The sequence below is a fragment of the Candidatus Eremiobacteraceae bacterium genome (assembly GCA_035710745.1).
Taxonomy (GTDB): Bacteria; Vulcanimicrobiota; Vulcanimicrobiia; order Eremiobacterales; family Eremiobacteraceae; genus JANWLL01.
Genome location: DASTCX010000013.1, coordinates 1 through 25603 on the forward strand (window position 1 = coordinate 1; position 25603 = coordinate 25603).

Below are 25603 nucleotides of genomic sequence, written 5' to 3' on the forward strand. Positions count from 1 at the left end.
CGCCATCCTCATCCCGAACTTCCTGCACGCGCGCGCTGAAGCGCAGACGTCGGGCTGCGAAGGCAACGAAAAGCAGATCGCGACTGCGCTTGAAGAGTACGCCGTCGACCACAACGGCACGTACGGCGCGGGCGGCACGGTTTCGAGCACGCTGCTCGGCACGCTGTACCTCGGCGTCACCCCGTCGGATCCGGTCAACAAGTCGAACTACAGCGTCACGACCACGACGGGCTCGTACGGCTCGTACCAGATCACGGATACCGGTGGACACGACACGACGACGACCGGCAACCTTCCGGGCAACCCCGGCGGTCAGTCGATCATCTACAACCAAAACTCGGGCATCCAAGCCAAGTAACAAAGCGGGATCACGAGACTGGAAAGGGCCGGCGCAAAGCCGGCCCTTCAGTTTTTCGACGCGGCGCGCTGCGCTGCCCCGGCTGCGACGGGTGTCACACCGGGCACGCTCCGGTCCGCGGCTTCGACCGTTTGGGCATTAACCGTGTGGAGGGTCACAACGACGTGCAACTGCGCGCCAGCTACAAAGGCTTCACGCTCATCGAGCTGATGGTCGTCATCGCGATCATCGCGATCTTAGCCGCCATCCTCATCCCGAACTTCATCCACGCTCGCGCCGAGGCGCAGACGTCCGGCTGCGAGGGCAACGTGAAGATGATCGCGACGGGGCTCGAGGAATATGCGGTCGACCATCAGGGCTCGTACGGCCCAGGCGGCTCCGTGACGAGCACGCTGCTCGGCACGCCGTATCTCGCGATCACGCCGAAGGATCCGGTCAACGGGTCGAACTATAACATCAACACCGCGACCGGCACGTACGGCTTGTACATCGTCAGCGATTCCGGCGGCCACGACACGACGACGACGCTCAACCTGCCGGGAAACCCTGGCGGCGGGTCGATCGTCTACGCCCAGAACTCGGGAATCCAGGCGAAGTGATTTGCCTTCTGACGTCGCGCTAGCGTTTTTCCCGCTCGCAGCGTCGCTCTTCGGACTGCTCGTCGGCTCGTTCGTCAACGTCGTCATCTACCGCGTGCCGCGCGGCGAATCGGTCGTATTTCCGCCCTCGCGGTGCACCGCGTGCGGTCACCGTATCGGTCCGCTCGAGAACATCCCGGTCGTTTCGTGGCTCGCGCTCGGCGGCAGATGCAGTTCGTGCAAAGCACCGATCTCGGTCCGCTACCCGCTCGTCGAACTCGTCGTCGGTGCGCTTTTCGCCCTCTCCGCGATCGAGTACGGCCCGACTCTCGCGTGTATCGCCGCGTCGCTTTTGGGCGCCGTGCTCGTCGCCGTGCTGTTCTTCGATCTCGATCATCTGCTCATCCCCGATGCGTTCGTCGTGCCGTGTGCGATCCTCGCGTTCGCGTTCAGCGCCACGCAGCACCGCATGCTCGATGCGCTCGAAGGTGCGGCGATCGCCGGCGGCGCTTTCCTGCTCATCTACTTGGCCACGCGCGGTCGCGGGATGGGGCTCGGCGACGTGAAGCTCGCAGCGGCTCTCGGTCTCGCGCTGCAAGCGAGCACGGCCGTGGCGCTCGTCGCTGCGTCGTTTATTGCGGGAGCCGCTATCGCGCTACCGGTCCTCGTCGCGGGAAGTCGCGGAAGACGGGACGCGCTCCCATTCGGCCCATTCCTCGTGATCGCAGGGCTCGCGCTGGTCTTCGCGCCGCAGGTCGCTTTCGCGCCCTTCGAGGCGTACCGCCATTGGGTTCAGTCGCATGGAGCGTCCTTGTAGCGGTCGAGCTCTAGCTCGACAGACGCTCACGAACGGCCTGTGTCTGCCGATACTCTTTGTATCGAACGCGGCTGAAGGCGACGCGACGGACCCGCATCCTTCGCGCGGCCGAGAAGCAAATCGAAAAGGCGAAACGTCGTGCAGCGAACCTTCGATCGACCCATAGATGCAGCGATGCTCAAGAAAGTGCCGCTCTTCGCGGAATTCTCCGACGACGACCTCGTCGCGGTGTCCGCGCTCATGCAGGCGCGACGCTACGCGAAGCACGCGGTGCTCGTGTACGAAGGCGACCCCGGTGACGCGCTGTTCGTCGTCATCAGCGGCAACGTCGCCGTGACTCGCGTCAGCAACGACGGCAAAGAGACGATCCTCTCGATCCTCAAAGAGGGCGACTTCTTCGGTGAGATGGGCGTCCTCGACGCCTCGCCACGGTCGGCGACGATCAAAGCGCTCCGCGACGCGGATGTTGCGATCCTCGCCCGCAAAGACTTCCTCGAGCTGCTCGGACGCAATCCGGCGATGTGCTTGAGCCTCGTCGGCGCGCTATCGTCGCGACTACGCGCGACGAATCAAGCGATCCAGGCGAACGCATATCAGGACATCCGCACGCGCTTGGCCTCGCTGCTGCTCAACCTCGAGCGGAACTTCGGCGAGAAGGTCGACGGCGGCACGCGATTGACGCTTCGCCTGACGAACCAAGAGATGGCGAACATGATCGGCACGACGCGAGAGACCGTCAACCGCATGCTCAACAAGTTCTGGGATGAGCGGCTCATCGACATGCGGACGGCGAACATCGTCGTCGTCGACCACGCGCGACTCCAGACGATGCTCGGCTAAAGCCGCGAGGGACCGGGCTTGATGTGTCCGGCCGGCGAGTGAAGAAGACGTCGGATGGTTTTGTGGGGGCCCGGTCATAGCCGGGCCCCTTTGCATTGACGTAGGCTTGACCCGGGCGGTCGCTGGTAAGGAACGTCGAGCTTCGCTCGACCAGTCGAGATAAATCTCGACCGCTCCCTTCGTCCCGTTAGGTAGCACACGCAAATGTACGTTCTAAAATGCGTCCCACGCATGCCGATAGGTATTGATATGAGGTCATGTCCGACGCTTCGTTCGTCATGGCCATTGGGATGTCGGCAATGGATGTCGGCTAGAGGAAGCACTGATGTCGTTCCTCGGTAGACTTTTCACAAAAGGCGGCCAGCGCACGATCGGCGTCGACTTCGGTTCTTTCGAACTGAAGGCGGCGCAGTTCGCTCCCTCACCGCATGGTCCGGTGCTCGAGCACGTGTACAAAGTGCAGACGCCGGCGAACTCGATCAAAGACGGCGTCGTCACGGATCCGCCGCTCGTCGGCGAAGCGCTGCGCCAACTGATCAGCGAGGGCGCGTTCACCGCGAAGCGCACCGTCTCTGCCGTCGCCGGCCCGACCGTCGTCGTGCGCCAGGTGACGATGCCGGCGATGAGCGAGCGCGAGCTGCGCGAATCGACGAAGTACGAAGCGGAGCGCTTCTTGCCGTACTCGGTCGACGAAGCGCAGATCGATGCGAAGATCCTCGGCAAAGCCGATGACGGGCAGAACATGGACGTCCTCGTCGTCGCCGCGCAAAAAGATCTCGTCCTGTCGCAGGCGAGCGCCATCCAATTCGCCGGCCTCACCGCCGGCGTCGTCGAGGTCGAACCGTTCGCGATGGTGCGCGCGATGATACCGGCCGACGATCCGCGCTTCCAGCAGAACATCGCGATCATCAACGTCGGCGCGTCGACGACGAGCATCAACATCACGAAGGCGGGCTTCGTGCCGTTCACGCGCAACGTGCCGATCGGCGGCGCGGCGTTCACGAAGGCGATCGCCACCGGCCTCAACATCTCGATCGACGAAGCCGAGACGATGAAGCGCGAGAAGGCGGCGATCCTGTCGCAGCGCGACACGGCGCCGGTGCCGCCGACCGTCACGCGCATCTTCAACGTCATCACGCCGCCGCTCACCGAGCTCGTCACCGAGATCCACAAATCGCTCGACTACTTCCGCACGCGCTTCCGCGGCGAGGTCATCGAGTCAGTCATCCTCGGCGGCGGCACGGCGCGCCTTTCGAATCTCGACGCGTTCCTCGGCCACGAGCTCGGGTTGCCGGTCTCGATCGCCAATCCGCTCGCGCAGGGCGCGTACAATCCCGCCGATTTCCCGGCGGAATACCTCAGCGACATCGGGCCGTCGCTCATCGTCGCCGCAGGGCTGGCGTTGCGCGACCTGGCTCCTGAGGGCGGGCGCATGCCCGTCTCGGCGTAAGGACAGCGGGGGACGCAAGACAAGCGATGTCGGTCATCAACATAAACCTCCTCCCGTCTGCGCAGAAGCAGCGGCTCGTCGTCTTCGATCGCGGTCTCGCGATCGGGCTCGGGCTCATCGTCGTCGAGATCTTGGCGATCTTCGGCTTCATGGCGGTCATGAACCACAAGATCTCCGCGCTCAACGATCAGATCACGACGCAGGAGCAGCAGCTCGTCGCGGTCCAGGCGCAAGTGAAGGAAGTCGACGACCTCCGGGATCAGGTGCAAGACCTTGAGGCGAAAGCGAACCTGCTCGAGCGCATCAAGCAGAGCCCGATCCAGCTCTCCGAGATCCTGAAAGACCTGAGCGACAACACGCCGACCGGCGTGTGGTTCAACAACGTGACGGTCAACCACTCGACGACCGGCGGCAACGTCGCGCTCGAGGGCAAGACGTCGACATACCGCGACGTGGCGAACCTCATGCTCAACCTCGACTCGTCGGCGATGTTCGGCAACGCGACGCTCTCGACGACGCGGATGCAGCCCGCGGACCCCAGCCACCCGAGCGAAGGCGGCGACGTCACGTTCTCGATGAGCGGCGACTTGAGCCAGGCGGTGATCGGACAATGACGTTCCTCTCGAACCCGCTGAACCGGGCCCTACTCATCGCGGCGCTGATCGTCGTCATCGGCCTGCTCGCGTTCTTCACGATCGTGCAGCCGCTGCAGCAGCAGTACAGCGCGTCGCAAGCGCGCCTCGCGCAAGACCAGCAGTCGTACAGCGATCTCAAGCGCGTCGCCGACCAGAAGCCGCAATATCTCGCGCTGACAAAACAGATCCAGACGCGGCTCGCGGGCGTCGAGCTGACGGCCGACCCGCGCGTCTACATCCCGTCGTACCTCAAGCAGATCGAAGACCTCGCGAAGAAGGACGGCCTCCAGGTCACCGCGGTGACCCCGCAGGCGCCTCCGACTCCCGCACCGGGGTCCTCGCCGACGCCGGGGCCGATCGCGACCGTCAACCCGAACATCAGCGCCGTCGCGCCGATCAACAGCGCGCGCGCCGCCGCCGGTTCGGCGAATGCGCAAGCGAACACGACGAACGGCGTGGCGACCGCGACCGGCGCGACGCCTATCCCCGGTCCTAACGCACCCGCCGGTACGCAGCCGGCAAACACCGCGGGCGGCAAGGTCGGCACCTCGGCGCCGAGTTCGGCGCGCGCGAACGCGATCGCGTACTTGAACCAGTCGTTCACGCAGGTGCCGATCAACATGGAGTTCGCCGGCACGTACGCGCAGCTCGAGACGTTCTTGAACGACCTCAACAAGTTCCCGAAACTCATCGGCGTCGGCAACGTCACGTTGGCGCCCTCGACGCATGTAGGCGTCGGCGAAACGCCGACGCTGACGATCACGCTGCCGATCGTCGCATATCGTCTCAGCCCGACGCAGGGCACGGTACCGCCGCCGGCTCCTCCGGGATCCGGCGCCCGGACCACGGGCAACGGAGGATAGGCGATGAACCGCACAAGCTTCGCGATTATCGCCGCCGGCGCTGCGCTCGCTATCGCGGCGTGCTCGTCGCAACCGCCGCCGCCGCCGCCGGCCGTCACGGTGTCGCAGTCGCTCATCACCGCGACGCCTCCGCCTCCTGTGTCGACGCCGGTGCCGGTGCAGCGCGCCCATCAGGTGCCGGGAGCCGGCAGACCTGATCCGTTCGTCGCCCTTTACGGTCCGGCCGCAGCCGCGCCGCCGCCGAGCAAGCCGGTCGCCGTCTCGACGTTCCCGTCGATTCCGACACTGCCCGGTTTTGGCCCGGGTGGTCAGGCACACACGATTTGGGATGGCGTCGCGCTGACCGGTGTCGTGCGCGGCCAAGGTTATACCGCGATCGTCGCGGTCAACGATCAATCGTACATCGTCCGGCAAGGCGACTCGGTAGGTTCGCTGTTCCGCGTCGCCGCGATCGGACCTGACTTCGTCACGCTCGTCTACACGGGGTCGCCCGCGGCCGAGCGTACGTTCACACTAGGGGGATAGGCAATGTTACGGCATCTTCGGTCGGTGTCGGCGTGGCTGCTCAGCAGCGTCATCGCTATGAGCAGCGTCGTCGCACCGCAGCCGGGCAGCGCTGCAGGCAACATGGTGACCGACGTATCGTACGGCAAGACCGACGGCGCGTTCACCGTCTCTGTCGCGGCGACCGGTTCCGTGAGCACGCATGTGCAGCGGCTGGCGGTCGATTCGAAGCAGAACCTGCAGGATCTCGTCATCGACGTCTCACCGGCGTCGTACGACGGGCAGACGAAGGTCATCGGCTTTTCGTCTGGCTCGATCCGGCAGGTTCGACTCGGCCAGCTCTCCTCGTCGCCGGCGATCATGCGGATCGTCGTCGAGGCGCAGGGCACGCCGCAGTACGATCTTAAAGCCGGCGCCGGCAACAAGAGCCTGACGTTGCGCCTTCCGACATCGCAAGTCGCGTACACGCTGCCGACGGCGCAAGCCGTCGCCGCGGCGCGCGCGGCCCAGACCCGGCAGACGTCCGCGCTCGCCCCGAAACCGGCGGTCGTCGCGTCGAAGCCCGCGAGCAAACCCGCCGTCGTAGCGGTCAAGCCCGCGCAAGCTCCCGCGCCGCAACCGAAACCGGTCGTGCACGCGCCGCCTGCTCCGAAGCCGGCCGTCGTCGCTGCGCCCGTCGCTTCCAAGCCTGTGCAGCATCCGGCGCCGAAACCGCAGACGGTCGCATTCGCTGCGCCGGCTCCGTCGGCGACGCAGAACCCGTGGCTGCCGGGCGGAAAGTTCTATTGCAAAGTGCCGGTCAAGGGATCGCACTACGCGCCGTACCATCATGCGCCGGGCTCATCCGTGATGCCGTCGTCGCAGAACATGGGTCCGGGCGGATCGTCGAGCTACGGCTCGGCTTCGGCCGGAACGGTGACGCTCGACGTCAAAAACGCCGACATCATCGACGTCCTGAAGGTGCTCGCCGAACAGAGCGGTCAGAACATCGTCGCGACGCAGAACGTCAAGGGAACGACGACCGTCGATCTCCATAACGTGCCGCTCAAAGAGGCGCTCGACCTCATCGTGCGCACGAACGGACTCGACTATCGCCAGGTCGGCAACGTCTACGTCGTGGGCACGCCAGGGGATCTTTCGGCGCAGTTCGGACAAGCCGGGCAAGTCGCGACGCAGTCCGTCGCGTTCCCGATCAAGTACGCGAACCCCGTCGACCTGCAGAAGCAGCTCGCGACGGTCATCCCGGCCAACAACTTCACGGTCGACGCGCGGACGGATACGCTGCTCGTCACCGGAACGCCCGACATCATCCAGTCGGCGCGCAACTTCCTCGCGTTGTCGGATATTCCGGCGCCGCAGGTGATGTTCGAAGTCAAGGTCATCGACATCACGCGCACCAACGACACGGACAACACAGGCGTCAACTACACCGGCTCGTCGGCTCTCGCGTTCCTCGAGAACCCGCTCGGCGCGCCGCCTGGGACCACCTTCACGCTGCCGGCGACGCAGTACCTCGGCCAGCCGATCCCGCTGCAGCCGTTCACGCGCAACGAGCTCTTCATCCAAGCGCAGCTCAACTACCTCATCACGCACAACGAAGCGCAGCTGCTCGCGGATCCGAAGGTCTCGGCGCTCGATAACCTGCCGGCCTCGATCCTCATCGGTCAGACGTACCCGATCGTCTACTACGATCCGCGCGCGGGCCAGTTCCAAGCGCAGTTCGTCGACATCGGCGTCAAGATGAACATCACGCCGGTCATCAATACCGACGGCTACATCACGACGACCCTGCACACGGAGCGCAGCGTCATCACGGGCTTCGTGCAGCAGTTCCCGATCTTGAACAAGCGTTCGGCCGACTCGACGCTGCGCGTCAAGGACGGCGAGACGATCGTGCTCGGCGGTATGATCGACGACGAGATGACGAAGTCGATCTCGAAGATCCCCTTGCTCGGCGACATCCCGGTCTTCGGGGTGCTCTTCAAGAACATCAACACGACGAAGCTCCACAACGAGGTCGTATTCCTCATCACGCCGCATATCATCAACGAGCGGCAATGACCGCGAACTGACCTCAGGGACGACGAACCCGCCGGCCTCAGGGCCGGCGGTTTTCTTGTCCGCATGACGACATGGGAGCGGTCGAGATTCATCTCGACCGGAAACGGCATGATCCGGTATCTCACCGCGGGCGAGTCGCACGGACCGGCGCTCGTCGGCATCATCGACGGCATTCCGGCAGGATTGCGGCTCGACGTAGCGGCCATCGACGCGGCGCTGACCGCGCGTCAAGGCGGTCACGGCCGAAGCAGACGCCAGCAGATAGAACACGACACCGTCGAGTTCTTCGCGGGCCTCCGTGGCGGCGTGACGCTAGGATCGCCGCTGGCGCTCGTCATCCGCAATCGCGATCACGAGAACGTCCGCGCGCTCATGGATCCGCTGACGGGAAGCGGGCCGCCGATCACCCGGCCGCGGCCAGGACACGCCGACTATGCAGGCGGCCTGAAATTCCGGCACGCCGATCTGCGCAACGTGCTCGAGCGCGCGAGCGCACGCGAGACGGCGATGCGCGTCGCGCTCGGCGAGATCGCGAGGCAGTATTTGGGTGTGTTCGGCATCACAGTGAACGGCTTCGTTTTTCAAATCGGCGAGGTGCGCGCGGGGGACTTAGGTCGCCTGCCCGATAGTGATAATGTGGCCGATTCTCCCGTGCGGTGTCCGGACGCTTCGGCGTCGGCGCTCATGGTCGAAAGGATCGACCGCGCGAAGAAAGATGGAGACACGCTCGGCGGGGCGTTCGAGCTTCGCGCGATGGGGATGCCGGTCGGGATCGGCAGCAACCGGCAGCCTTGGGATCGGCTTGACGCGCGCATAGCGGCAGCGATGATGAGCATTCAGACCGTCAAGGCGGTCGAGATCGGAGAAGGCATCACGACTGGCGAGTACGTCGGCAGCAAGGCGCACGACACGTTCGAGCCGAGCGGCGGCGGCATCGCGCGCGGCACGAATCGCGCCGGCGGCATCGAGGGCGGCATGTCGAACGGGGAGGATCTGGTCGTGCGCGTCCGGGTCAAACCGATCGCGACGCTGATGAAGCCGCTCGCGTCCGTCGACCTGTCGACGGGAGCGGCAGCGCCGGCGACGATCGTGCGCAGCGACGTCTGCGCGGTGCCGGCTGCATCGGTCATCGGCGAAGCGATGTTGTGCCTCGCGCTGGCCGACGCGGTGTCGGAGAAGTACGGCGGCGATTCGGCCGCGGAGTCGAGAGAGCATTTCGACGCGTCGCAGCGCGGAGCGGACACGCTCTTCAAGGGGCTCGGAGGATAAGGTGGGGTCGATCCCAGCGAGTGCGGGAGGCGAGAGCCACGGCAGAGCGGATGCGCTCATCGCTGCCGCACGCGCGTCGGCGCAGAGCGGCGATCTGGAAACCGCGTCGGCGAGCGCGCGCCGCGCAGCGGCGCTGCCCGACTGCTCCGCCGAAGACCGAGTAGAGGCCGCGGGCATCATCGCGACCGCTGGCGATAAGCCGAAGGCGGTCGAGCTGCTGCTCGACGCGGGCTCACGGTTCTTGTACGACTCGGGCGACATGCCGAAAGCGCGCGCAGCGTTCGCACAAGCGCATGCGCTCGACCCTGCGAACCTCGATGTCATCTTCCAGATGGGCCAAGCCGATGTCGTCGAGGGCCGCACGCAGGACGCGCTGGCGAAATTCATCGACGTCCTGCGCAAGTCGAACCTCAAGCACATCCCCGCGCTTTTCGAAGCCGGCTGCATCTATCAAGCGAACGGACAGTACGATCAGGCGATCCTGGCGTTCAAGAAAGTGCTCGATCGCGAGAAGACGCACGTGCAAGCGGTCGTGCACATGGGCCAGCTCCATCAGACGAAGGGCATGGTCCCGGAGGCGCTCGGCTACTACCTTCAAGCGGCCGAGATGGCGCGCGACGTCGAACAGCTCGGCACCGCACAGCAACTGTGCCACATGGTCCTCGCGCTCGACGGTGCGAACCAAAAAGCGCGCTTCATGCTCGACGACATCAACGATCGTGCCGCAGACGCGCTGGCCGCGGCGGAAGAGGCCGCCGCGCTCGACGGATCAGCTGAGGCGGCCGCGGTCGAAACCGCGCCTTCGACGGTCGTCGCGCAGCCCGCTCATTCGGCTGCGGCGGATGCGCCACGAAGCGCTCCGGCGGCGCCGGTCGTCGACACTGCAGCGGTCGCCGCGCTCGACGAGAAGCGCCTCAAACTCCAAAAGGAGATCGAAGAGCTCAGCGGCGCACGCCTCGAGCTCGAGGCCGGTCTTGCTCGCGCCAAGGACGAGGCCGAAGCTGCGGTCTCGGCGCGTGCCGGGACCCTCACCGCGAAGGCGCAAGCCGAAGCCGAGCTCGCGACGCTCAATGAGGCGATCGGGCGCAGTCGCGCTCAGGCTGATGAGCTGTCGCGGCGCAAGCGCGACATCGAAAACGAGACGCAGACCGCTGCGACGGCGCTCCATGAGGCGCGGCAAAGCGAGTCCGCCGTCGCCGCGTCCGCGGAAAAGCGCCGCGCCGAGATAGAGGCTGAGCTCGCCGAGATCGCATCGCGTCGCGCGCAGGAAGAAGCATCGCTGGCCGATGTCACGCGAGCCGCCGAGGAGCGTAAGAAAGAACTTGCCGCGCTCGAGGCTGCGACGAAGAAGCTCAAAGACGACCACAACGCGGCGAGCGCTGCGGCAGCCGAGGCTGCGGCAGCCGAAGCGAAGCTCAAAGGTCTGCACAGTCGGGCGTCTGCGGATGCGGAAGCCGCGACTCAGCGCGTCGCCGACACGAAGCGCGAAGCTGCGGAAGCCGAAGCGCGCCGCGAGGCGGCCGCAACGGCCGCTGCCCAGAACGAAGCGAAGCTCAAGACCCTCGAGTCGCAAGCAGCCGAGAGCGATGCGAAGCTCAAAGCGATCCAAGCGCAAGCAGCCGAGAGCGATGCCAAGCTGAAGGCGATCCAAGCCCAAGCTGCGGCCGAAAACGACGCGATCGCGAAGCGCCTCGCCGCGGCGAGCAAGGATGCCGCCGACGCCGAGGCTCGTCGCGAGAATGCGAGCGCTTTGGCTGCCGCGGCCGAAGCCAAGCTCGAAGCGCTTCGCGAACAGGTCAAGACGGCGACGGCCGGCGCAGCCGATGCCGGAAAACTGAAGCAGGCTTCAGCGAAGCTCAAAGAGATCGAGACGGCGACCGCCGCGGCGGCTGCTACGCTCGCGCAGTCGACGTCCGCACTCGAAGCGACCGAGGCCCGCAAGCGCGAGGCCGATGAGGCCTACGCCCGCTCGAAATCCCTCGCGGCAGCGGCGGAAGAAAAGCGCCAGGCCGCTGCGCTGGCCGCAGATCAAGCGGAAGCGCTCCGCGCGAAGCGCGAAGCGGATGCCGAAGCACTGTCGTCGCGACTAGCTGCGATCGAAGACGCCCGCAAAGACGCCGACGCTCAAGTCAAGTTGCTCGCGACAGAGAATGCGGCGCTTTCCGAGGTGACCGCAAAGGTCGCCGCGCAGCGCAGCGCGCTCGAGGCCGCGCAAGCGGCTTGGCGCGAAGCCGAGCACGGCCGGACCGAGGCTTCTGTCGAGGCTGAGCGCATGCGCGCGGATTGCGCGCGCCTCAAAGATGAAGCGGCGAAAGCGCGCGAAGAGGCAGCGGCCGCTCACGCACAAGTCGCGGCGGCGTCCGCCGCGGCGGCGTCAGCGCCCGCCCCGGAGCAGCGCCGGCGCGCGACGGACGAGTCGTACGCGGAGGCGGTCGTCGCCGTTGTTCCGGCCGAGGCGTGCGCCGATTCGCTGCGCACCATCGAGACGCTCGCCGCGGACGGCGAGATGCCGTTCGAGGTCGCGGCCGAGCTTGCAGGGCTCATCCACGAGGGCCGTTCGGTCGAGGCGTTGCGCGTCGCTCGCGCGCGCGCCAACCTCGAGGCCAAACCCGCCCCGTATCTATTGGCCGTCGCCGACTTGTCGCGCGACCTCGGTGACGCGTCAGGGGCGCGCGAGACGTATCGCACGCTCGCTGCCGCCGACCCGTCGAAGACGGGGCTCGTCCACCAGCGCCTTGGCCAATTGTTCCTCACCTTTGCGGACAAAGGCACCGCCGCCGCACTCGCGCGCGACGACGCGCACTATGCATTCGCGCAGGAGCCCGCGAAGGCGCTCGAAGCGTACGCGGATCTCGTCGCACGTTTCCCGGGCGATCCGAGCTTCCGTCAAGAACTGGGCGAAGTACACGAAAAGCTCGGCAACATCGAGGCCGCGGGGCTCGCGTTCTCGCAGGCAATCGCGCAATATCTCGTGGGCGACGACGCGAACAAAGCCGTCGAGCTCGCGCCGAGACTGCTCGCGGCGCGCCCCGGTGACGGGCAATCGCTCGAACTCGTAGCCCGCGCTTACGAACGCGCAGGCAAGACCGATGACGCGCGCAAGTCGCTCGATGAGGCGCTCGGGGCATATCGCGCCGCCGGCTCCGCCGCCGACCTCGAACGTGTCTGCCGCAAGCTGGCCGAGATAGCCGACAACCCGGTGCCGTATCGTCGCGAGCTGGCGTCACTGCTCAAAGACGTGGGCGACATCGGCGGAGCGGCCGAGCAGCTGCTCGAGGCGGCCGAAAAACTGCTCACGTGGTCGAACGCCGCCGACGCCCTCGCGCTTCTGCGTGAAGCGGCGGTGCTCGCGGCGGAGGTAGAACCTTTGCGCGACCGGATCGCGGCCGCGAAGGAGCGGGCGGTCGAAGCCCAAGGATCCGTCGACGCGGCGTCGCGCGGCAGCGTGTTCTTGGCCCGCCATCAGTACGAGAAAGCCGCGGACGCATATCGAGCCGCGGTCGAGAAGAACGCGTACAACGCGGACGCCTGCTACCAGCTCGCGTGCCTGCTGACCGATCAATTCCCCGATCTCGCCACGGCGGAGCAGCTGCTCGATAACGCGGCGGAGCTTCGGCCGGGACATACGGCGACGCGCTATCGCTTGTGCCTCGTCAAGGCGGCGCGCGGCGACGTCGAGCAAGCCGTCGAGCTCCTCATCGCGCTCGCGCGCTTCGACGAGAACAACGGCGACTTCATCGATCAGTTCGTCGAACGGCTCGAAAAGGACGCCGACACCGGCTCGGTCGCCGCGAAGTACCGGCTCGGCATCGCGTATCGAGAGCTCGGCCGCGTCGAGGAAGCGCTCGTCATCCTGCAGTCGATCCAGCGCGAGACCGAGTTCATCGTCTTGTGCCTCAACGCGATCGGCCTGTGCCTGCGCCGTCAGGGCCTCGACACCGCCGCTGCGAAGCGCTTCCAGAAGGCGATCGAAACGCCCGGCTATCCGGAGCATCAATACAACGACGCGCTGTACAACCTCGGCGACCTGTACGAGGGCAAGAAAGATCCGGAATCGCTTGCGCTGTCGCTCTCCTCGTACGAAGAGCTGTACGCCCGCGACTGCACGTTCCGCGACATCGCCGATCGCATCAAGTCGGTGAAGTCGAAGCTCGGTGCTACAGAAGGCCCGAAAGTGAAGCGGCTACCGAATCGCTCCGAGGCGTCGAACGACCGGTGAAGCAAAGCGAACTTCAGGCCGCCGTCGCCGCGTGGAAGCCAGCGCCGAAAAAGCGCGGCAAGGCGTCTGCGAAACCGAAGGCGAGCCCGTCGCGGCTCGACTCCGCGCGCAAACTTGCCGAGCTGTCGATCGCAGCCGCACCCGACGATCAACTCATCGATGCCCTTGAAGCGGCCTCGGAGGCGTTCCCGGATGACAAGGATATCCGTCGGGCGCATTGCCGAGCGCTGGCGGATGCCGGTCGCATGGGCGAAGCGATCGCCGAATTTGAAGAACGCCTGCAGAGCCATCCGGACGACGCCGAGGATCTCATCGACGTCTCGGCGCTGTACGAACGGACGCAGCGCGGTGATCTCGCGGTCGACAGGCTGCGGCGCGCCGTCGACCGGCTCGTCGCGGCGGGCGATCTCGCGCGAGCGATCCCGGCTGCGAAGCGACTCATCGGCCTCGAGCCGTCGTCGCTCGAGAACGCGACGGATCTCGTGTCGCTCTTGCGCGCGCACGACCCGAAGCTGCTCGTCGAAGGCATAGAGCATCTGGCGGACATCTATCGTACGCGCGGCAAGCTCGGCCAAGAGGCAGCGGCGTGCTGCGAGCTCCTTTCGCTCGCCCCCGGCCGCGCCGACGTCAAAGATCGGCTTGCTTCCATATACACGCGCATCCTCGACGTCGATCCGGACGACGGCGACGCGTGGATCGGACTCGCGGCGATCGACGAGCCGCTCGCGGAACAGCTGCGCGTCATCCTAGCGCCGGCCGAAGCAGCCTCGACACGGCCCGAGCAGAACATCACGCCGATCGAGCAGCACCAGACATATGCGATGCGCAAGGCCCGAGAGCTCATGGACGCCGGCGACATGGCCGGAGCCGCTCTGTGCCTCGAGCGGGTCGTGCGAACCAACCCGCAGCCCCGCAACCGGCTGTTGCTCGGCAGGTGCTACCGGGAATGCCACAAGGAACAAGCGGCTGCCGAACAGGGCCTGCGGGCGCTGGCGGACGCACAGGCCGCCGGTGACGTGGACCTGGCGGACGAGGCGCTGGCGTGGGTCTCCGAGGCGCTCCCGAGCGCGAAACGCCCGCTGACGGACGCGGTTTTCCTAAACCACCGTCCCGAATCGGCCGATGCATTATATGAGGAACTGCGCTCGCTCTGGGATGAAGCCGCTGAGCTACTGAACGCCGCCGCGGACGCATCGGAGTGAACGCGTCTGCGGGTGTGCTCGACCGGATCCTCGATCCCGGGGGGCCGAACAACAGGGTAACCTTGGCACCACTTCCGCGCCGCCGCCAATCGTCGCCGTTCAGCGTTCTGCTTACGCTGGCCGCGCTCGCATTCGTCATCGTCATGGGCCTCGCGGCGCTCAACCGTGAGGCGGCGGGTGAGCCCGTCCTGCCGCAGCAGCTCTCTCGGTTCTTCGACCAGAACGATCCAGGCTTGCCGGCGGGCCTCAACTACGACCTCTCGGTCATCGACCCGCAGACGATGCACCCGACCGACTCGCTGCCGCAGTTAGGCACGGTCGAGCTGCGGCTCGCGATCACCAACGACTCGGCGCTTCCGATGAACCTCGATTTCCCGAGCGCGTTGCAGTGCGAGTTCACGGTGCGGCGCATCTACACGTTCATCGGCGGCTGGTTCGTCGTGCCGCTCGAGGTCTGGCGTTCATCGTATTTCCACAACTATTCGAAGAAGCCGACGAAGCTTCGCCTCGCTCCGGGCCAGACAAAAGTGTACACGGCCGATTGGACGATCAACAACCTCAACCAGCTGCAAGTGCCGCCGGGCGACTATCGCGTCTACACGTCGTTCCAGGGCATCAAACCGCTCCTCGTCTCTAAACCGTTGTAGCGGTCGAGGTTTACCTCGACCGCCGCGGACCACCCAACGCGAGGCCGTTTTCGGTCGAGCTAAAGCTCGACCGCTACAGAATAAGACCTTGACATAGTCGCGCCTGGGAGTCGTCGCAGCGAGCGCGAAATCTGTCCGCGTGAACGTCACGATCACCGGATTCATGGGAGCCGGGAAGACGACTGCCGGGCGCCGCCTCGCGCGCTTGCTGCGCATCCCGTTCGTCGACAGCGACGTCGAGATAGAGCGCGTCCACGGGCCGATCGCGGAGCTGTTCGAGCGCGAAGGCGAAGCGGTTTTCCGCGTGCGCGAGTCGGAGACGATCGCGCGGCTGTGTGAAGGCGGTCCGCTCGTGCTCGCCGTCGGCGGCGGCGCCATCCTCGATCCGGCGAACCGGGCGATCATGCGGCGAAACGGCTGCATCGTGAACCTGGCGATCAAGGCAGAGACCGCGTACGCCCGCGTCGCGCATCGCACGCACCGGCCGCTGCTCGGTCCGGTTCCGACGCTCGAGACGATCCGTTCGCTCATGGCCGAACGTTCCGCCGCGTACGCCGATAACGACCTCTCGATCTCCGTCGACTCGCGCTCGCCGTCGGCGATCGCGCACATCATCGCGCGCTGGTACAAGCGCAAGGCTGCGGCGGAAGAGCCGGTGACCAAGTGAGCGCCGATATCGTCGTCGACGGCCTCCCTTATCCGATCGTCATCGCAGCAGACGCGGCGCTGACGCTGCCAAGACTCGTCGGCGATCGACGCCGGGTTATCGTCGTTTGCGACCGACGCGTAGCTGACCGAGCACGCGCGATCGCCGGCGGCCTCGAAAGCGCGGGTTTTTCGCTCGCCGAACCGATCGCGATTCAGGCCGGCGAGCGGACCAAACGCCTCGATTCCGCGGCATCTTTATACGAAGCATTCGTCGAACGAGGCGCGGAGCGGTCAACGCTCGTAGTCGCCGTGGGCGGCGGCACGACGACCGACCTTGTCGGGTATACGGCCGCGACGTTCATGCGCGGCTTGTCATGGGCGGTCGTCCCCACGACCATCCTCGCGATGGCCGACGCCGCTATCGGGGGCAAGACCGGCGTCGACCTTCGTTCCGGCAAGAATCTCGTCGGCGCGTTCTGGAATCCGGTCGCGGTCGTCGCGGACGTCCGTTCGCTCGAGACGCTCCCCGAACGCGAGAGACGCACCGGGCTTGCGGAAGCGATCAAATGCGCCATCATCGCGGACCCCGGTCTGCTCGAGCGCATCGCGGCGATGCCCGAGAGCGCATCGCCGGAGTGGTGGCGCGGCATCGTCGCAGAAGCGGCGAGCGTCAAGGCGAAGATCGTCGCGGCCGACCCGCGCGAGACCGGACGCCGCGCCGTCCTCAATCTCGGCCATACCGTCGGGCACGCGCTCGAGGCGGCGACGAGCTACCGCATGCCGCATGGCGAGGCGGTCGCGGTCGGCATTCGCGCCGCCGGCCTCATGTCGAGGACGCGCGGCGACTGGCCGCCTGCTGATCACGTCCGCGTCTTGAACGTCATGCGCCGCGTCGGACTTCCCGTGTTCGCGCGGGCGGTCAAAGCGGACGCGATCCTGAGCGGCATCGCGCGCGACAAGAAGGTCGTCGACGGCCGCGTGCGATTCGTGCTGCCCGTATCGCTCGGTGATGTCCGGCACGGCGTCGAGGTCGACACGGCGATCGCGCTGCGGGCCATCGAGAGCTGCATGTCGCCGCCGACCGGAACCGAACTCACCGGATGAGTCGCATCGACTGCGTCGACGTCGTCGTCGACGTGCCGGCGGCTCGGCTTGCGGAAGCTTTCACATATCTCGTCGGCGGATCTGAAGCGCGCATCGGAGCGCGCGTGCGCGTGCCCTTCGGGGGCCGCTCCGTCGGCGGATGGATCGTGTCCGAGAGACGGGCCGCGGTCGATCCGGAATCGCTCAAACCGATCGAATCGGATGAAGAAGAACCGCGCTCGCTCGACCCGTCGCTCGTGCGCCTCGCCGGCTGGCTCCACAAGCGCTACGCGTGCAGTTACCGAGAAGCCATCGCCGCGGTGGCGGGCAAAGGATCGTCGCGCGCGAGCGGGGCGCTTTATCGATTCGTCGTTGCGGTTGACGATGGAGCCGGAACCAATGCCGAACCCGCCTCAGCCGAGCCTCGCTCGGCCTACCAGATATTCGCAAAGCGATTCGGGGAAAAGCCGTTCGCGGCGCTCGCTGCGCTGAGGGCGATGCGAGACGCGGGCGTACGGATCTCGTTGACGGCCGTTTTGCGAGAACTCGACCGGCTTATCCGCGCACGGGTGATCGAGCGCGTCGATCGACCATCTCCGAAGCCGCAGGCGCCGAAAACGATCAGGATCATCGCCGTCGTTCATCCGGAGCGTGCGTCCAACGCGGCGCAAAAGCGGATCGTCGCGGCGCTTCCGGCAGACGGTCGCGGTATGCCGCTCGCCGAACTCGTGCGCGCAGCCTCGACGACTCCGCAAACGATCAAACGCGCGGTCGAGGCCGGCGTTTGTTCGATGCGCCAAACCGCGGTCACCGCCGAGCTCGAGATTGCCGCACATCCGCGCACGACCCTCGTTCCGACTGCGGCACAGCGAGACGCGATCGAGGCGATCGGCGAAAGCGTACGCGAAGGCGGTGTCGTCTTGCTCCAGGGAGTCACCGGCTCCGGCAAGACGCTCGTCTACGCACGAGCCATCGAGCAGGTGCGTGCGAGCGGTGGGCGCGCGATCGTCCTGGTGCCCGAGATCGCGCTGACGCCGCAGACCGCCGGTCGCATCGCGCAGCCCTTCGGATCGCGCGTCGCCGTCGTGCACAGCGCTATGTCGGACGGCGATCGCGCCCGCGTTTGGGCGTCTGCGGCGAACGGTTCAATCGACGTCGTCGTCGGCGCCCGTTCCGCCGTCTTCGCGCCGCTGCCGGACGTGCGCCTCATCGTCGTCGACGAAGAGCACGAGCCATCGTACAAGCAGGACGTCGCGCCTCGGTACGACGCCGCTGCGGTGGCGCGCGAGCGGATGCGCAACGTCGGCGGCGCCGTCGTGCTCGGTTCGGCGACTCCGAGCCTCGAATCGTACGCAGAGGCCTTGGGAGGCGGCATCCGGCACCTGCGGCTGCGCGACCGCGCGACCGCAGCGCCGCTGCCGCCCGTCGAGATCGTCGACATGTCGGGTGAGTCGGGATCGCGGACGCGCAGGCCGCTCGGTGTGGCGCTCGTCGGCGCGATCGAGCAGGCGCTCGCGCAGCGCGAGAAGGCCTTGCTGTTCGTCAACCGGCGCGGCTACGCCGGACTGCTCCTCTGTCGCGCGTGCGGTTACGCGCCGGCGTGCCGGCGGTGTTCGATATCGCTTGTGGTGCACGTCGCCGATGGTTCGATGCGCTGCCACATCTGCGGTGACGCGTACAGAGTCGCGGTGCGCTGCCCACGGTGCAATTCCGAGGACCTCAAGCCGTTCGGCTTCGGCACGCAACGCGTGGAAGAAGAAGTGCGAGCGCTGTTCCCTGCCGCGCGAATCGTCCGCATGGATTCCGATACGACCGGTACGCGCGGCTCGCACCGCGAACTACTGGAGACGTTCGGCGCCGATGCCGACATCCTCGTCGGCACGCAGATGATCGCAAAGGGCCTTGACTTTCCCACCGTGACGGTCGTGGGCGTCGTCGCAGCGGACATCGATCTCAATCGGCCGGATTTTCGCGCTGCCGAGCGCACGTTCGGCCTACTGACACAGGTCGCCGGCCGTGCAGGTCGCGCGTCGCCGGGAGCGCGCGTCGTCGTCCAGACCTACGCGCCGGATCACTATGCCGTCCAGTTGGCGGCTCGACACGATTACGATGCATTCGCGGCGAAAGAGCTGGCGCTGCGACGCGAGCTGCATTACCCGCCGTTCGGCAAGCTCGCGTACCTGTCGGTCGCTTCGCCGGACGCCGCGGCGGCATCGGGCACGGCAAGCGCGATCGCGCAGGCGTTGCGTGACCGCGCGGACGGCGTCGAGGTCTTGGGTCCCGCCTTCGAACCGGTCGCGAAAGCCCGCGGCGAATATCGTATGCGCATCGCTCTCAAAGCCGATTCCGAGGAAGATCTGCTCGGCTCGGTCGATGCGGCCCGCGCACATCGCATCCCGAGCGGCGTCCGCCTGACCGCGATCGTCGACCCCCGCTAGCTCGACTTAGAGCGAAATGGGAGCGGTCGAGATAAATCTCGACCGCTCCCTAGTCAGCTCGAAGTGAACTACTTAGAACGTGGCGCCGACGCCGATCTCGACGCCCGACAGTGATCGCGGCGAAAAGCTCGCCGCTGAGAAATTCTGATCCGAGAATCCGATGCGACCGAAAAGCCCCGACGTGCCGGGCGGCGTGAATGCGAGTCCGAGCCGGAGCACGGTCAGACCGCCGCGCGTCGTGCCCGATGGAAGCGACGGATAGTAGAACCCCGACCCGTAGAGCGAGATCCTGCGCGCGAAGTCGGGCAGCACGGTGAGGCCGAGACCCAAACCGCTCGACGTGGCGTGCGCGGTCGATCGCTGTAGCGCCGCGTAGCCGATTCCGATCGCGAGCGGCGTCTTCGAGAACTGGTAGAGTCCGTTCACATCGAGGCGAGATTCGACCGATGAGTCGTCGCCGTGGATGTTGACGTCTTCGAAATGAAGTGTCGCCAAATACGAATCGGAGAGGCGGCCTTGCAGCTCTAGCTCGTATCCGGTCGACCCCGCGGCTTTGAAGGGTGCGGGCGTCGGCGACGCCGGCACGATCCCGCCGGATCCGTTCAACGTCATGACGCCGAAGAGCGCGTAGCCGCCGCTGCCTACGCCGGCGCTTGCGCTCGGCGACGGGCTCGGGAACGGACTGGACTCATCGGCATTCGCGCTCGGGCGCTGCACGATGAAGAGCGCGGCGAGGACTGCCAGCAGTCCGGCCGCGGCGACGCGCACGGCTTACGCCTTCGCGCTCTTAGCCCGTTTCGCGAGCCGCGACTTCTTGCGGTTCGCCTTGTTCTTATGGATGATGCCGCGCGCGGCGGCCTTGTCGAACGCCGAGGCCGCGGCCGTGCGGTCGGCGTCGGTCGCGCCGGCTCCGCCGGCCTTTTTCCCGAGCGTCTTGAGCTTGCTCGTGACCGCCTGATTGCGCTGCCGTCGTTTCTCAGAAGCGCGAGTCCACTTGATCGCTGCCTTTATGTTCGGCACGAAGTCCCTTTCCGGATGTCTGCGTGTGGGCGTCGAGCGTGACGCCAAAAATCCGCACCATCATACCATGCGGCGACCGTCGCGGGCAAGCGAGCACGGGACATCTGGAGGTGGCAAAGTCGCTGCGGTGAACGATTGCGCGCTTGTGAATAACGCGATCGTCAGACTCATCGCAAGTCCGCCGCTTCCGCCGCACGTCCTCGACGACATCGCCGCTTCGATCGAAGCTGGCAGCACGTTGCTCGCGGCCCACAACGACCACGACGTCAACGCGTCCGCGCTGAGCTTCCGCGCTGGTGCAGACGATTTCATCGGGGTCCTCGAGCCGCTGTCGGACAAGATCGGCAAAGGGCTGGCCGCGGGCAGAGCGTTTCGCTTCGACATCATGCTCGACGAGCCGGCCGTATTCGCCGACGAACCGATCAGAAGCCTCGCGGTGCACATGCACGGTTCGTTCGCAGCGCCGGTCTTCGTGGCTCGCCGCGACAAGCCGGCGGCTGCGTGGGCGTTCGACCGGCCGATGCCGTGGGGGCGCAAAGGTCTCGCGGTCGGTCAAGCCGCGCCGATGCTGCCGTACGGCGGATCGGACTGCCTAGGCGTTGCGCTCGAGCTGACTCGCCCGACGCTTGTCCTCAAAGCGCGGCTCGAAGATGTTCCCGAGCATGGGCTCGTCAAAGCGTGCGCCGCCGTCGGTGGGGCGGAGAGCGGATTTTCTGAGGTAGGCGCGTACGCTGCCGTGTCCGCTGCCGATGGTGCGTCCGTCGTCATCCTCGAGTTCGGCGACGCGGCGAAGTCGCCGATCGTCCGAACGCTCACCGTGCTCGACATCGAGGCGCGTCGCTACGGGGGCAGGTTGGGGATGACCGCGCTGCTGTCGCACGTGCCGCTCGATGCGCTCTTGGACACGCTGTCGCTCGAGACCGGACTGAACGCGACGCCGGCGCAAGTGTTGGAGACGCACTTGCCCGACGACCGCGCGCGTTAAGCGTATCGATGGAACTGCCGCACATCACGTTCGGCTGGACCGATGTCCTCGACGTCGTGCTCACCGCCTACGTCGTCTACGTCGTGCTCTTGCTCATCCGCGGAACGCGCGCCGTGCAGATATTGCAAGGCATCGCGCTCCTGCTCGTGCTTCGGCTCATCGCGCAGGGACTGCACCTATGGACGATGCTCTCGATCTTCAACGGTTTGCTCATCGCGTCCGGCGTCGCGATACCGGTCGTATTCCAGCCGGAGCTGCGCCGGGCGCTTGCGCTGCTCGGCACCGGTGAGTTCCTCGAAGGCCGAGGCGCGCACCACGGCGCCGGCACCGACGGCGAGGTCGCGGGGATCGTCGGACGAGCGGCCGCTAATTTTGCGCGCGGCGCGATCGGCGCCATCATCGTCATCGAGCGCGCCACCGGCCTCGAGGAGTACGTCGAGAGCGGCCGCGTGCTCGACGCGCGGATCTCCTACGAGTTGCTGTTGACGCTTTTCGCGCCGAAGACGCCGCTCCACGACGGCGCGGTCATCGTTCGCCGCGACCGCATCGTCGCGGCCGGTTGCTTCTTGCCGCTCTCGGAGGCGACCGTCGACCGCCGCATCGGCACGCGGCACCGGGCGGCGCTTGGATTGACGGAGCAGACGGATTCGATCGTGCTGCTCGTGTCGGAGGAGACGGGCGACATCGAGATCGCGCGCGCAGGTCGTCTGACACTCGTAGGCAAGGGTGCCGAGGACGCGACTTCGGCGCTCCTGCAGGCGATGGCGCCGGCATCGACGGCGCAGAACGTCTCGTTCATCGACAGGGTGAGGATGCTATGGGGCAGAGCGGATGGCGCTGCTGATCGATTCGGTAAGACGCAACTTCGGCCTTAAGGTGACGGCCGTCGTCGTCTCGGTCGCGCTGTGGTTCACGCTGAACTATTTCGGCAGCTCGCAAGACGTCTTTTCGAAGACGCTCGAACTGCCGCTAGCGGTGCGCGGGCTCGGCGCTGGGTTCGTCGCGGCCCCTCAAGTCGAGACGGTGAGGGTCGACCTTTCGGGCCCGCGACCCGACGTCGAGAGCGCAACCGTCTCGGATCTCTCCGCATTCGTCGATTGCTCGGGACGTCAGACCGGCGTTTACTCGTTCGCGGTGAACGTCGTCGGGCGCGATGCCGATAAGGTTAAGGTAGTGACTCCCGATCAAGCGGTCGTCTCGATCGATCGGTACGCCTTTCGAGCGGTCCCAGTGCTCGCGCGCGGCGCGGGCGGGACCTTGCTGGCAAACGCCGTGGTCGCGCCTTCGACCATCGAAGTGGCTGGCGGCGCATCGACGGTCGCGAAAGTCGTCGCGGTCCAAGTCGTCGTGCCGGAACCCGGCGCGCTGCCCGCCGGCTTTGCTGCCGTCATGAAACCGGATCCGATCGACGGCGCATTGCAGCCGGTGCGTGGCGTCACCGTTCTCGGCGTCGTCCGCGTGACCGCGCCGACCGGCTCGACCTCGCCGGACCTCGGTACGACACCGAAATGAACCGCCTCTTCGGCACCGACGGCGTCCGCGGCGTCGCGAACGAATTTCTCACGCCGGAGCTCGCCTTTGCGCTCGGCCGCGCCGGCGCTTCCGTGCTCGCCGCGCACGGTGAGCGGCGTCCGATCCTCGTCGGGCGCGACACGCGGCTTTCGGGACCGATGCTCGAAAACGCGCTCAGCGCCGGCGTATGCTCGATCGGGCTCGACGTTTGGAAGCTCGGCATCGTCCCGACTCCGGCGGTCGCGTTCTTGACGCGTCAGCTCGAAGCCGCGGCCGGCGTCATGATCTCCGCGTCACATAATCCCATCGAAGATAACGGCATCAAGTTCTTCGCCGCTGACGGCTGCAAGCTACCCGACACGCTGGAGGATGAGATCGCCGGGCATGTCGAGGCGCATCACGAGCTGCCGCGCCCGACCGGAAAGCAGATCGGAACGATCGGCGACCGGACGCGCGACGTGGCGGCGTACGCCGATCACTGCGTCGCCCTCGGCGGAGATCTCTCCGGCCTCACGGTCGTCGTCGACGGCGCTTACGGGTCTGCCTACGATCTCGCGCCGCGCATCTTACGGCGCCTCGGAGCAGGCGTCATCCGTCTCCATTGCAAGGACGATGGCGGCCGGATCAACGTCCGCTGCGGCGCGACAGATCTGACGTCGCTGCGCCGCGCCGTCGCGCGGCACCCGAACAGCATCGGCGTCGCGTTCGATGGCGATGCGGACCGCGCTCTCTTCGTCGACGAAGGCGGGGAGGTCGTCACCGGCGATCACGTGCTCGCCATCTGGGCGAAGGAACTGCTCGATTCGGACGAGCTGCCGCACAAGACGATCGTCGCGACGGTCATGAGCAATCTCGGCCTCGAGCTGGCGATCGCCGCGATGGGCGCGAAGCTCGTGCGGACGGCAGTCGGCGACCGCTACGTCCTCGAGGCGATGCAGCGCGGCGGGTTCAGGATCGGCGGCGAGCAGTCGGGGCACATCATCGACCTCGAGGCGAACACGACGGGTGACGGCATCGCGACCGCTGTGCGGCTGCTGTCGCTCGCGGCCAAGGCCGGCGCATTGCGCGCGTTGCGCGAGCGCATGCAGACATATCCGCAGATCCTGGTCAACGTCCGCGTCGACGACAAGCGGTGCGTCGAGCGCGACGGCGTTCGCGATGCGATCGCCGCGGCCGAAAAATCGATGCGGGGCAAGGGTCGCATCCTTGTGAGGCCGTCAGGCACCGAGCCGCTCATCCGTATCATGATCGAAGGGCAAGACGAGTCCGAAATGCGGACGATAGCCCAGTCGATCGCCGACCGCATCGTTGCTGCGGCCCCGTCAATCACATAGAACCGTTTTACGGGACGCCATAAGAGGACGGCCTGGTACGGCCGCGCGAACCCCGGCAAAAGACCCTAGTGATGCGCGGCATTGAGACCGCGCCGCCCTCCCAGTTACCATGGAGGTAGTCAGGCAGACCCGCGAGCCTGCCATCCATCGCAAGGCCGGTCAAGGCGCCCAGGACGGGCTGCCGCAGCTAGGCCAGACCAAGTCGCCGAGTTCGTGAGGCCCTGAGGGCCGGCCACGAAACGGGGGACCCATCGGTTGGGGTGAGTCCGCGCAGATGAGCGCGGAGGCGCGATCTTTCCCGCGCTAACCCGTCAGCTAACCCCGTAGGCGTTCGGAAGAGGTACCGTTGCGATCTCTCGCTGTTTTTAGCGTTCTCGCGGCCTTTGTCGCCGTTTGTGCGATGCCCGCTGGGGCTGCGAATCTCGTCCACACAGTTGTGGCCGGAGATACGCTTTGGACCATCGCGCGGGCGAATAACGTCTCAGTCGCGCAGCTCGAGGCGCTCAACCACCTCACCGACGCCAGCATTTTGCAGATCGGTGAATCCGTCGTGCTGCGAACCGCGCAGGTAAGACCGACGAAGGTCGCCGCGCGTCACGCATCTGCAAGCGTGCGGCACTCCAAGACTGTTGTCGCGCAGCGGGTCTCGACGCCCGAACCCGGAGCGATGAAGAACGCCGTTTGGTTTGCGACGCACACCGGCGAAGCGCCGCCGCCGCCCGTCTCCGTAAGTTTCGAAGTCGCACGGCGCATCCTCGCTTTCGATGAGCGCGTGACGCACACCGCGCTGCGCTACATCGGCGTGCCGTACGTCTGGGGCGGCACGTCCTTCGGCGGCGTCGACTGTTCGGGCTTCGTGTACGCGGTCTTCGAGCATAACGGCATCGACGTACCGCGCACCGCCGATAGCCAGTTCGAAGTCGGCCGGCCCGTTGCGACTCGCGATCTGCAGCCCGGCGATCTCGTGTTCTTCCAGACGTACGCACCCGGCGCGTCGCACGTCGGCATCTATCTCGGCGGCGGCCGATTCGTCCACGCATCTGCGTCGGACGGCGTACGCATCGACGAACTCTCCATGGATTACTACGCGTCGCGCTACATCGGGGCTCGACGGCTCATCCACTGATCTCGGTTGGCGCG

23 protein-coding genes and 1 riboswitch are annotated in these 25603 nt (G+C 66.4%); of the genes, 21 read left to right on the forward strand and 2 right to left on the reverse strand.

Translation table 11 applies throughout. The features are described 5' to 3' along the window. The 16 genes from VFO25_04000 to priA all read left to right on the forward strand — a co-directional run. Positions 1-358, forward strand: a 358-nt coding sequence (locus VFO25_04000) for a hypothetical protein (protein ID HET9342069.1), incomplete at its 5' end; no start/stop codon positions are given. 164 nt (positions 359-522) lie between these two features. Continuing rightward, the gene (locus VFO25_04005) at positions 523-957 is read left to right on the forward strand and encodes a prepilin-type N-terminal cleavage/methylation domain-containing protein (GenBank protein HET9342070.1); all 435 of its coding nucleotides are present in this window, start codon (positions 523-525) and stop codon (positions 955-957) included. 1 nt (position 958) lies between these two features. Then, complete coding sequence (locus tag VFO25_04010) at positions 959-1753, forward strand: prepilin peptidase (GenBank protein ID HET9342071.1); 795 nt, start codon at positions 959-961, stop codon at positions 1751-1753. Between the two features lie 138 nt (positions 1754-1891). Continuing rightward, positions 1892-2593, forward strand: a complete 702-nt coding sequence (locus tag VFO25_04015) for a Crp/Fnr family transcriptional regulator (GenBank protein HET9342072.1) — start codon at positions 1892-1894, stop codon at positions 2591-2593. A 325-nt stretch (positions 2594-2918) separates the two neighbouring features. Continuing rightward, entirely contained in the window at positions 2919-4043 is a 1125-nt protein-coding gene (pilM, locus tag VFO25_04020; protein ID HET9342073.1) for a type IV pilus assembly protein PilM, read from the forward strand. A gap of 26 nt (positions 4044-4069) precedes the next feature. Continuing rightward, positions 4070-4657, forward strand: coding sequence for a PilN domain-containing protein (locus VFO25_04025; GenBank protein ID HET9342074.1), 588 nt, complete (start codon positions 4070-4072; stop codon positions 4655-4657). After that, positions 4654-5541: a type 4a pilus biogenesis protein PilO gene (pilO, locus tag VFO25_04030; protein HET9342075.1), complete on the forward strand. Its 888-nt coding sequence runs from the start codon at positions 4654-4656 to the stop codon at positions 5539-5541. Before VFO25_04025 ends, pilO begins: the two co-directional genes overlap by 4 nt. A 3-nt stretch (positions 5542-5544) precedes the next feature. Beyond that, on the forward strand, positions 5545-6066 hold the full coding sequence (locus tag VFO25_04035) for a hypothetical protein (protein HET9342076.1): 522 nt from the start codon (positions 5545-5547) through the stop codon (positions 6064-6066). Between the two features lie 3 nt (positions 6067-6069). Further along, positions 6070-8106, forward strand: a complete 2037-nt coding sequence (locus VFO25_04040) for a secretin and TonB N-terminal domain-containing protein (GenBank protein HET9342077.1) — start codon at positions 6070-6072, stop codon at positions 8104-8106. A gap of 108 nt (positions 8107-8214) precedes the next feature. Beyond that, positions 8215-9375: a chorismate synthase gene (gene aroC / locus VFO25_04045; GenBank protein ID HET9342078.1), complete on the forward strand. Its 1161-nt coding sequence runs from the start codon at positions 8215-8217 to the stop codon at positions 9373-9375. Position 9376: 1 nt separating this feature from the next. After that, positions 9377-13594, forward strand: a complete 4218-nt coding sequence (locus VFO25_04050) for a tetratricopeptide repeat protein (protein HET9342079.1) — start codon at positions 9377-9379, stop codon at positions 13592-13594. Next, entirely contained in the window at positions 13591-14796 is a 1206-nt protein-coding gene (locus VFO25_04055) for a BTAD domain-containing putative transcriptional regulator (protein HET9342080.1), read from the forward strand. Before VFO25_04050 ends, VFO25_04055 begins: the two co-directional genes overlap by 4 nt. Positions 14797-14858: 62 nt before the next feature. Continuing rightward, complete coding sequence (locus tag VFO25_04060) at positions 14859-15443, forward strand: BsuPI-related putative proteinase inhibitor (protein HET9342081.1); 585 nt, start codon at positions 14859-14861, stop codon at positions 15441-15443. Positions 15444-15582: 139 nt separating this feature from the next. After that, the gene (locus VFO25_04065; GenBank protein HET9342082.1) at positions 15583-16110 is read left to right on the forward strand and encodes a shikimate kinase; all 528 of its coding nucleotides are present in this window, start codon (positions 15583-15585) and stop codon (positions 16108-16110) included. Further along, on the forward strand, positions 16107-17195 hold the full coding sequence (gene aroB, locus VFO25_04070) for a 3-dehydroquinate synthase (GenBank protein HET9342083.1): 1089 nt from the start codon (positions 16107-16109) through the stop codon (positions 17193-17195). The genes VFO25_04065 and aroB overlap by 4 nt, the downstream gene beginning before the upstream one ends. After that, on the forward strand, positions 17192-19612 hold the full coding sequence (gene priA, locus VFO25_04075; GenBank protein HET9342084.1) for a primosomal protein N': 2421 nt from the start codon (positions 17192-17194) through the stop codon (positions 19610-19612). The genes aroB and priA overlap by 4 nt, the downstream gene beginning before the upstream one ends. 72 nt (positions 19613-19684) lie before the next feature. On the opposite strand, the gene VFO25_04080 is transcribed toward priA, so the two are convergent. Together VFO25_04080 and rpsT are read right to left on the reverse strand one after the other, a co-directional pair. After that, positions 19685-20380, reverse strand: coding sequence for a hypothetical protein (locus tag VFO25_04080; protein ID HET9342085.1), 696 nt, complete (start codon positions 20378-20380; stop codon positions 19685-19687). A 3-nt stretch (positions 20381-20383) separates the two neighbouring features. After that, positions 20384-20632 (reverse strand): 30S ribosomal protein S20, encoded by a 249-nt coding sequence (rpsT, locus tag VFO25_04085; protein HET9342086.1) that lies wholly within the window; start codon positions 20630-20632, stop codon positions 20384-20386. Between the two features lie 145 nt (positions 20633-20777). Here rpsT and VFO25_04090 point away from each other — a divergent pair, with 145 nt between their 5' ends. The 5 genes from VFO25_04090 (at position 20778) to VFO25_04110 (ending at position 25589) form a co-directional block, all read left to right on the forward strand. Beyond that, positions 20778-21617, forward strand: coding sequence for a hypothetical protein (locus tag VFO25_04090; protein HET9342087.1), 840 nt, complete (start codon positions 20778-20780; stop codon positions 21615-21617). An 8-nt stretch (positions 21618-21625) separates the two neighbouring features. Further along, positions 21626-22492, forward strand: a complete 867-nt coding sequence (gene cdaA / locus VFO25_04095) for a diadenylate cyclase CdaA (GenBank protein ID HET9342088.1) — start codon at positions 21626-21628, stop codon at positions 22490-22492. Next, the gene (locus VFO25_04100; GenBank protein HET9342089.1) at positions 22449-23129 is read left to right on the forward strand and encodes a CdaR family protein; all 681 of its coding nucleotides are present in this window, start codon (positions 22449-22451) and stop codon (positions 23127-23129) included. The genes cdaA and VFO25_04100 overlap by 44 nt, the downstream gene beginning before the upstream one ends. Further along, positions 23126-24463: a phosphoglucosamine mutase gene (gene glmM, locus VFO25_04105; protein HET9342090.1), complete on the forward strand. Its 1338-nt coding sequence runs from the start codon at positions 23126-23128 to the stop codon at positions 24461-24463. Before VFO25_04100 ends, glmM begins: the two co-directional genes overlap by 4 nt. A 193-nt stretch (positions 24464-24656) precedes the next feature. Continuing rightward, positions 24657-24808: riboswitch (cyclic di-AMP (ydaO/yuaA leader) on the forward strand. A 1-nt stretch (position 24809) separates the two neighbouring features. Next, positions 24810-25589 carry an NlpC/P60 family protein gene (locus VFO25_04110; GenBank protein HET9342091.1) on the forward strand — a complete coding sequence of 260 codons (780 nt, stop codon included), beginning with the start codon at positions 24810-24812 and terminating at the stop codon, positions 25587-25589. The last annotated feature ends 14 nt before the right edge of the window (positions 25590-25603 follow it).

Bases quoted from the DNA above. Each gene is read 5' to 3' on its own strand.
- pilO (HET9342075.1), top strand. From the start codon at position 4,654: ATGACGTTCCTCTCGAACCCGCTGAACCGGGCCCTACTCATCGCGGCG.
- VFO25_04035 (HET9342076.1), top strand. From the start codon at position 5,545: ATGAACCGCACAAGCTTCGCGATTATCGCCGCCGGCGCTGCGCTCGCT.
- VFO25_04100 (HET9342089.1), top strand. From the start codon at position 22,449: ATGGCGCTGCTGATCGATTCGGTAAGACGCAACTTCGGCCTTAAGGTG.
- pilM (HET9342073.1), top strand. From the start codon at position 2,919: ATGTCGTTCCTCGGTAGACTTTTCACAAAAGGCGGCCAGCGCACGATC.
- cdaA (HET9342088.1), top strand. From the start codon at position 21,626: ATGGAACTGCCGCACATCACGTTCGGCTGGACCGATGTCCTCGACGTC.
- aroC (HET9342078.1), top strand. From the start codon at position 8,215: ATGATCCGGTATCTCACCGCGGGCGAGTCGCACGGACCGGCGCTCGTC.
- glmM (HET9342090.1), top strand. From the start codon at position 23,126: ATGAACCGCCTCTTCGGCACCGACGGCGTCCGCGGCGTCGCGAACGAA.
- VFO25_04040 (HET9342077.1), top strand. From the start codon at position 6,070: ATGTTACGGCATCTTCGGTCGGTGTCGGCGTGGCTGCTCAGCAGCGTC.
- priA (HET9342084.1), top strand. From the start codon at position 17,192: ATGAGTCGCATCGACTGCGTCGACGTCGTCGTCGACGTGCCGGCGGCT.
- VFO25_04025 (HET9342074.1), top strand. From the start codon at position 4,070: ATGTCGGTCATCAACATAAACCTCCTCCCGTCTGCGCAGAAGCAGCGG.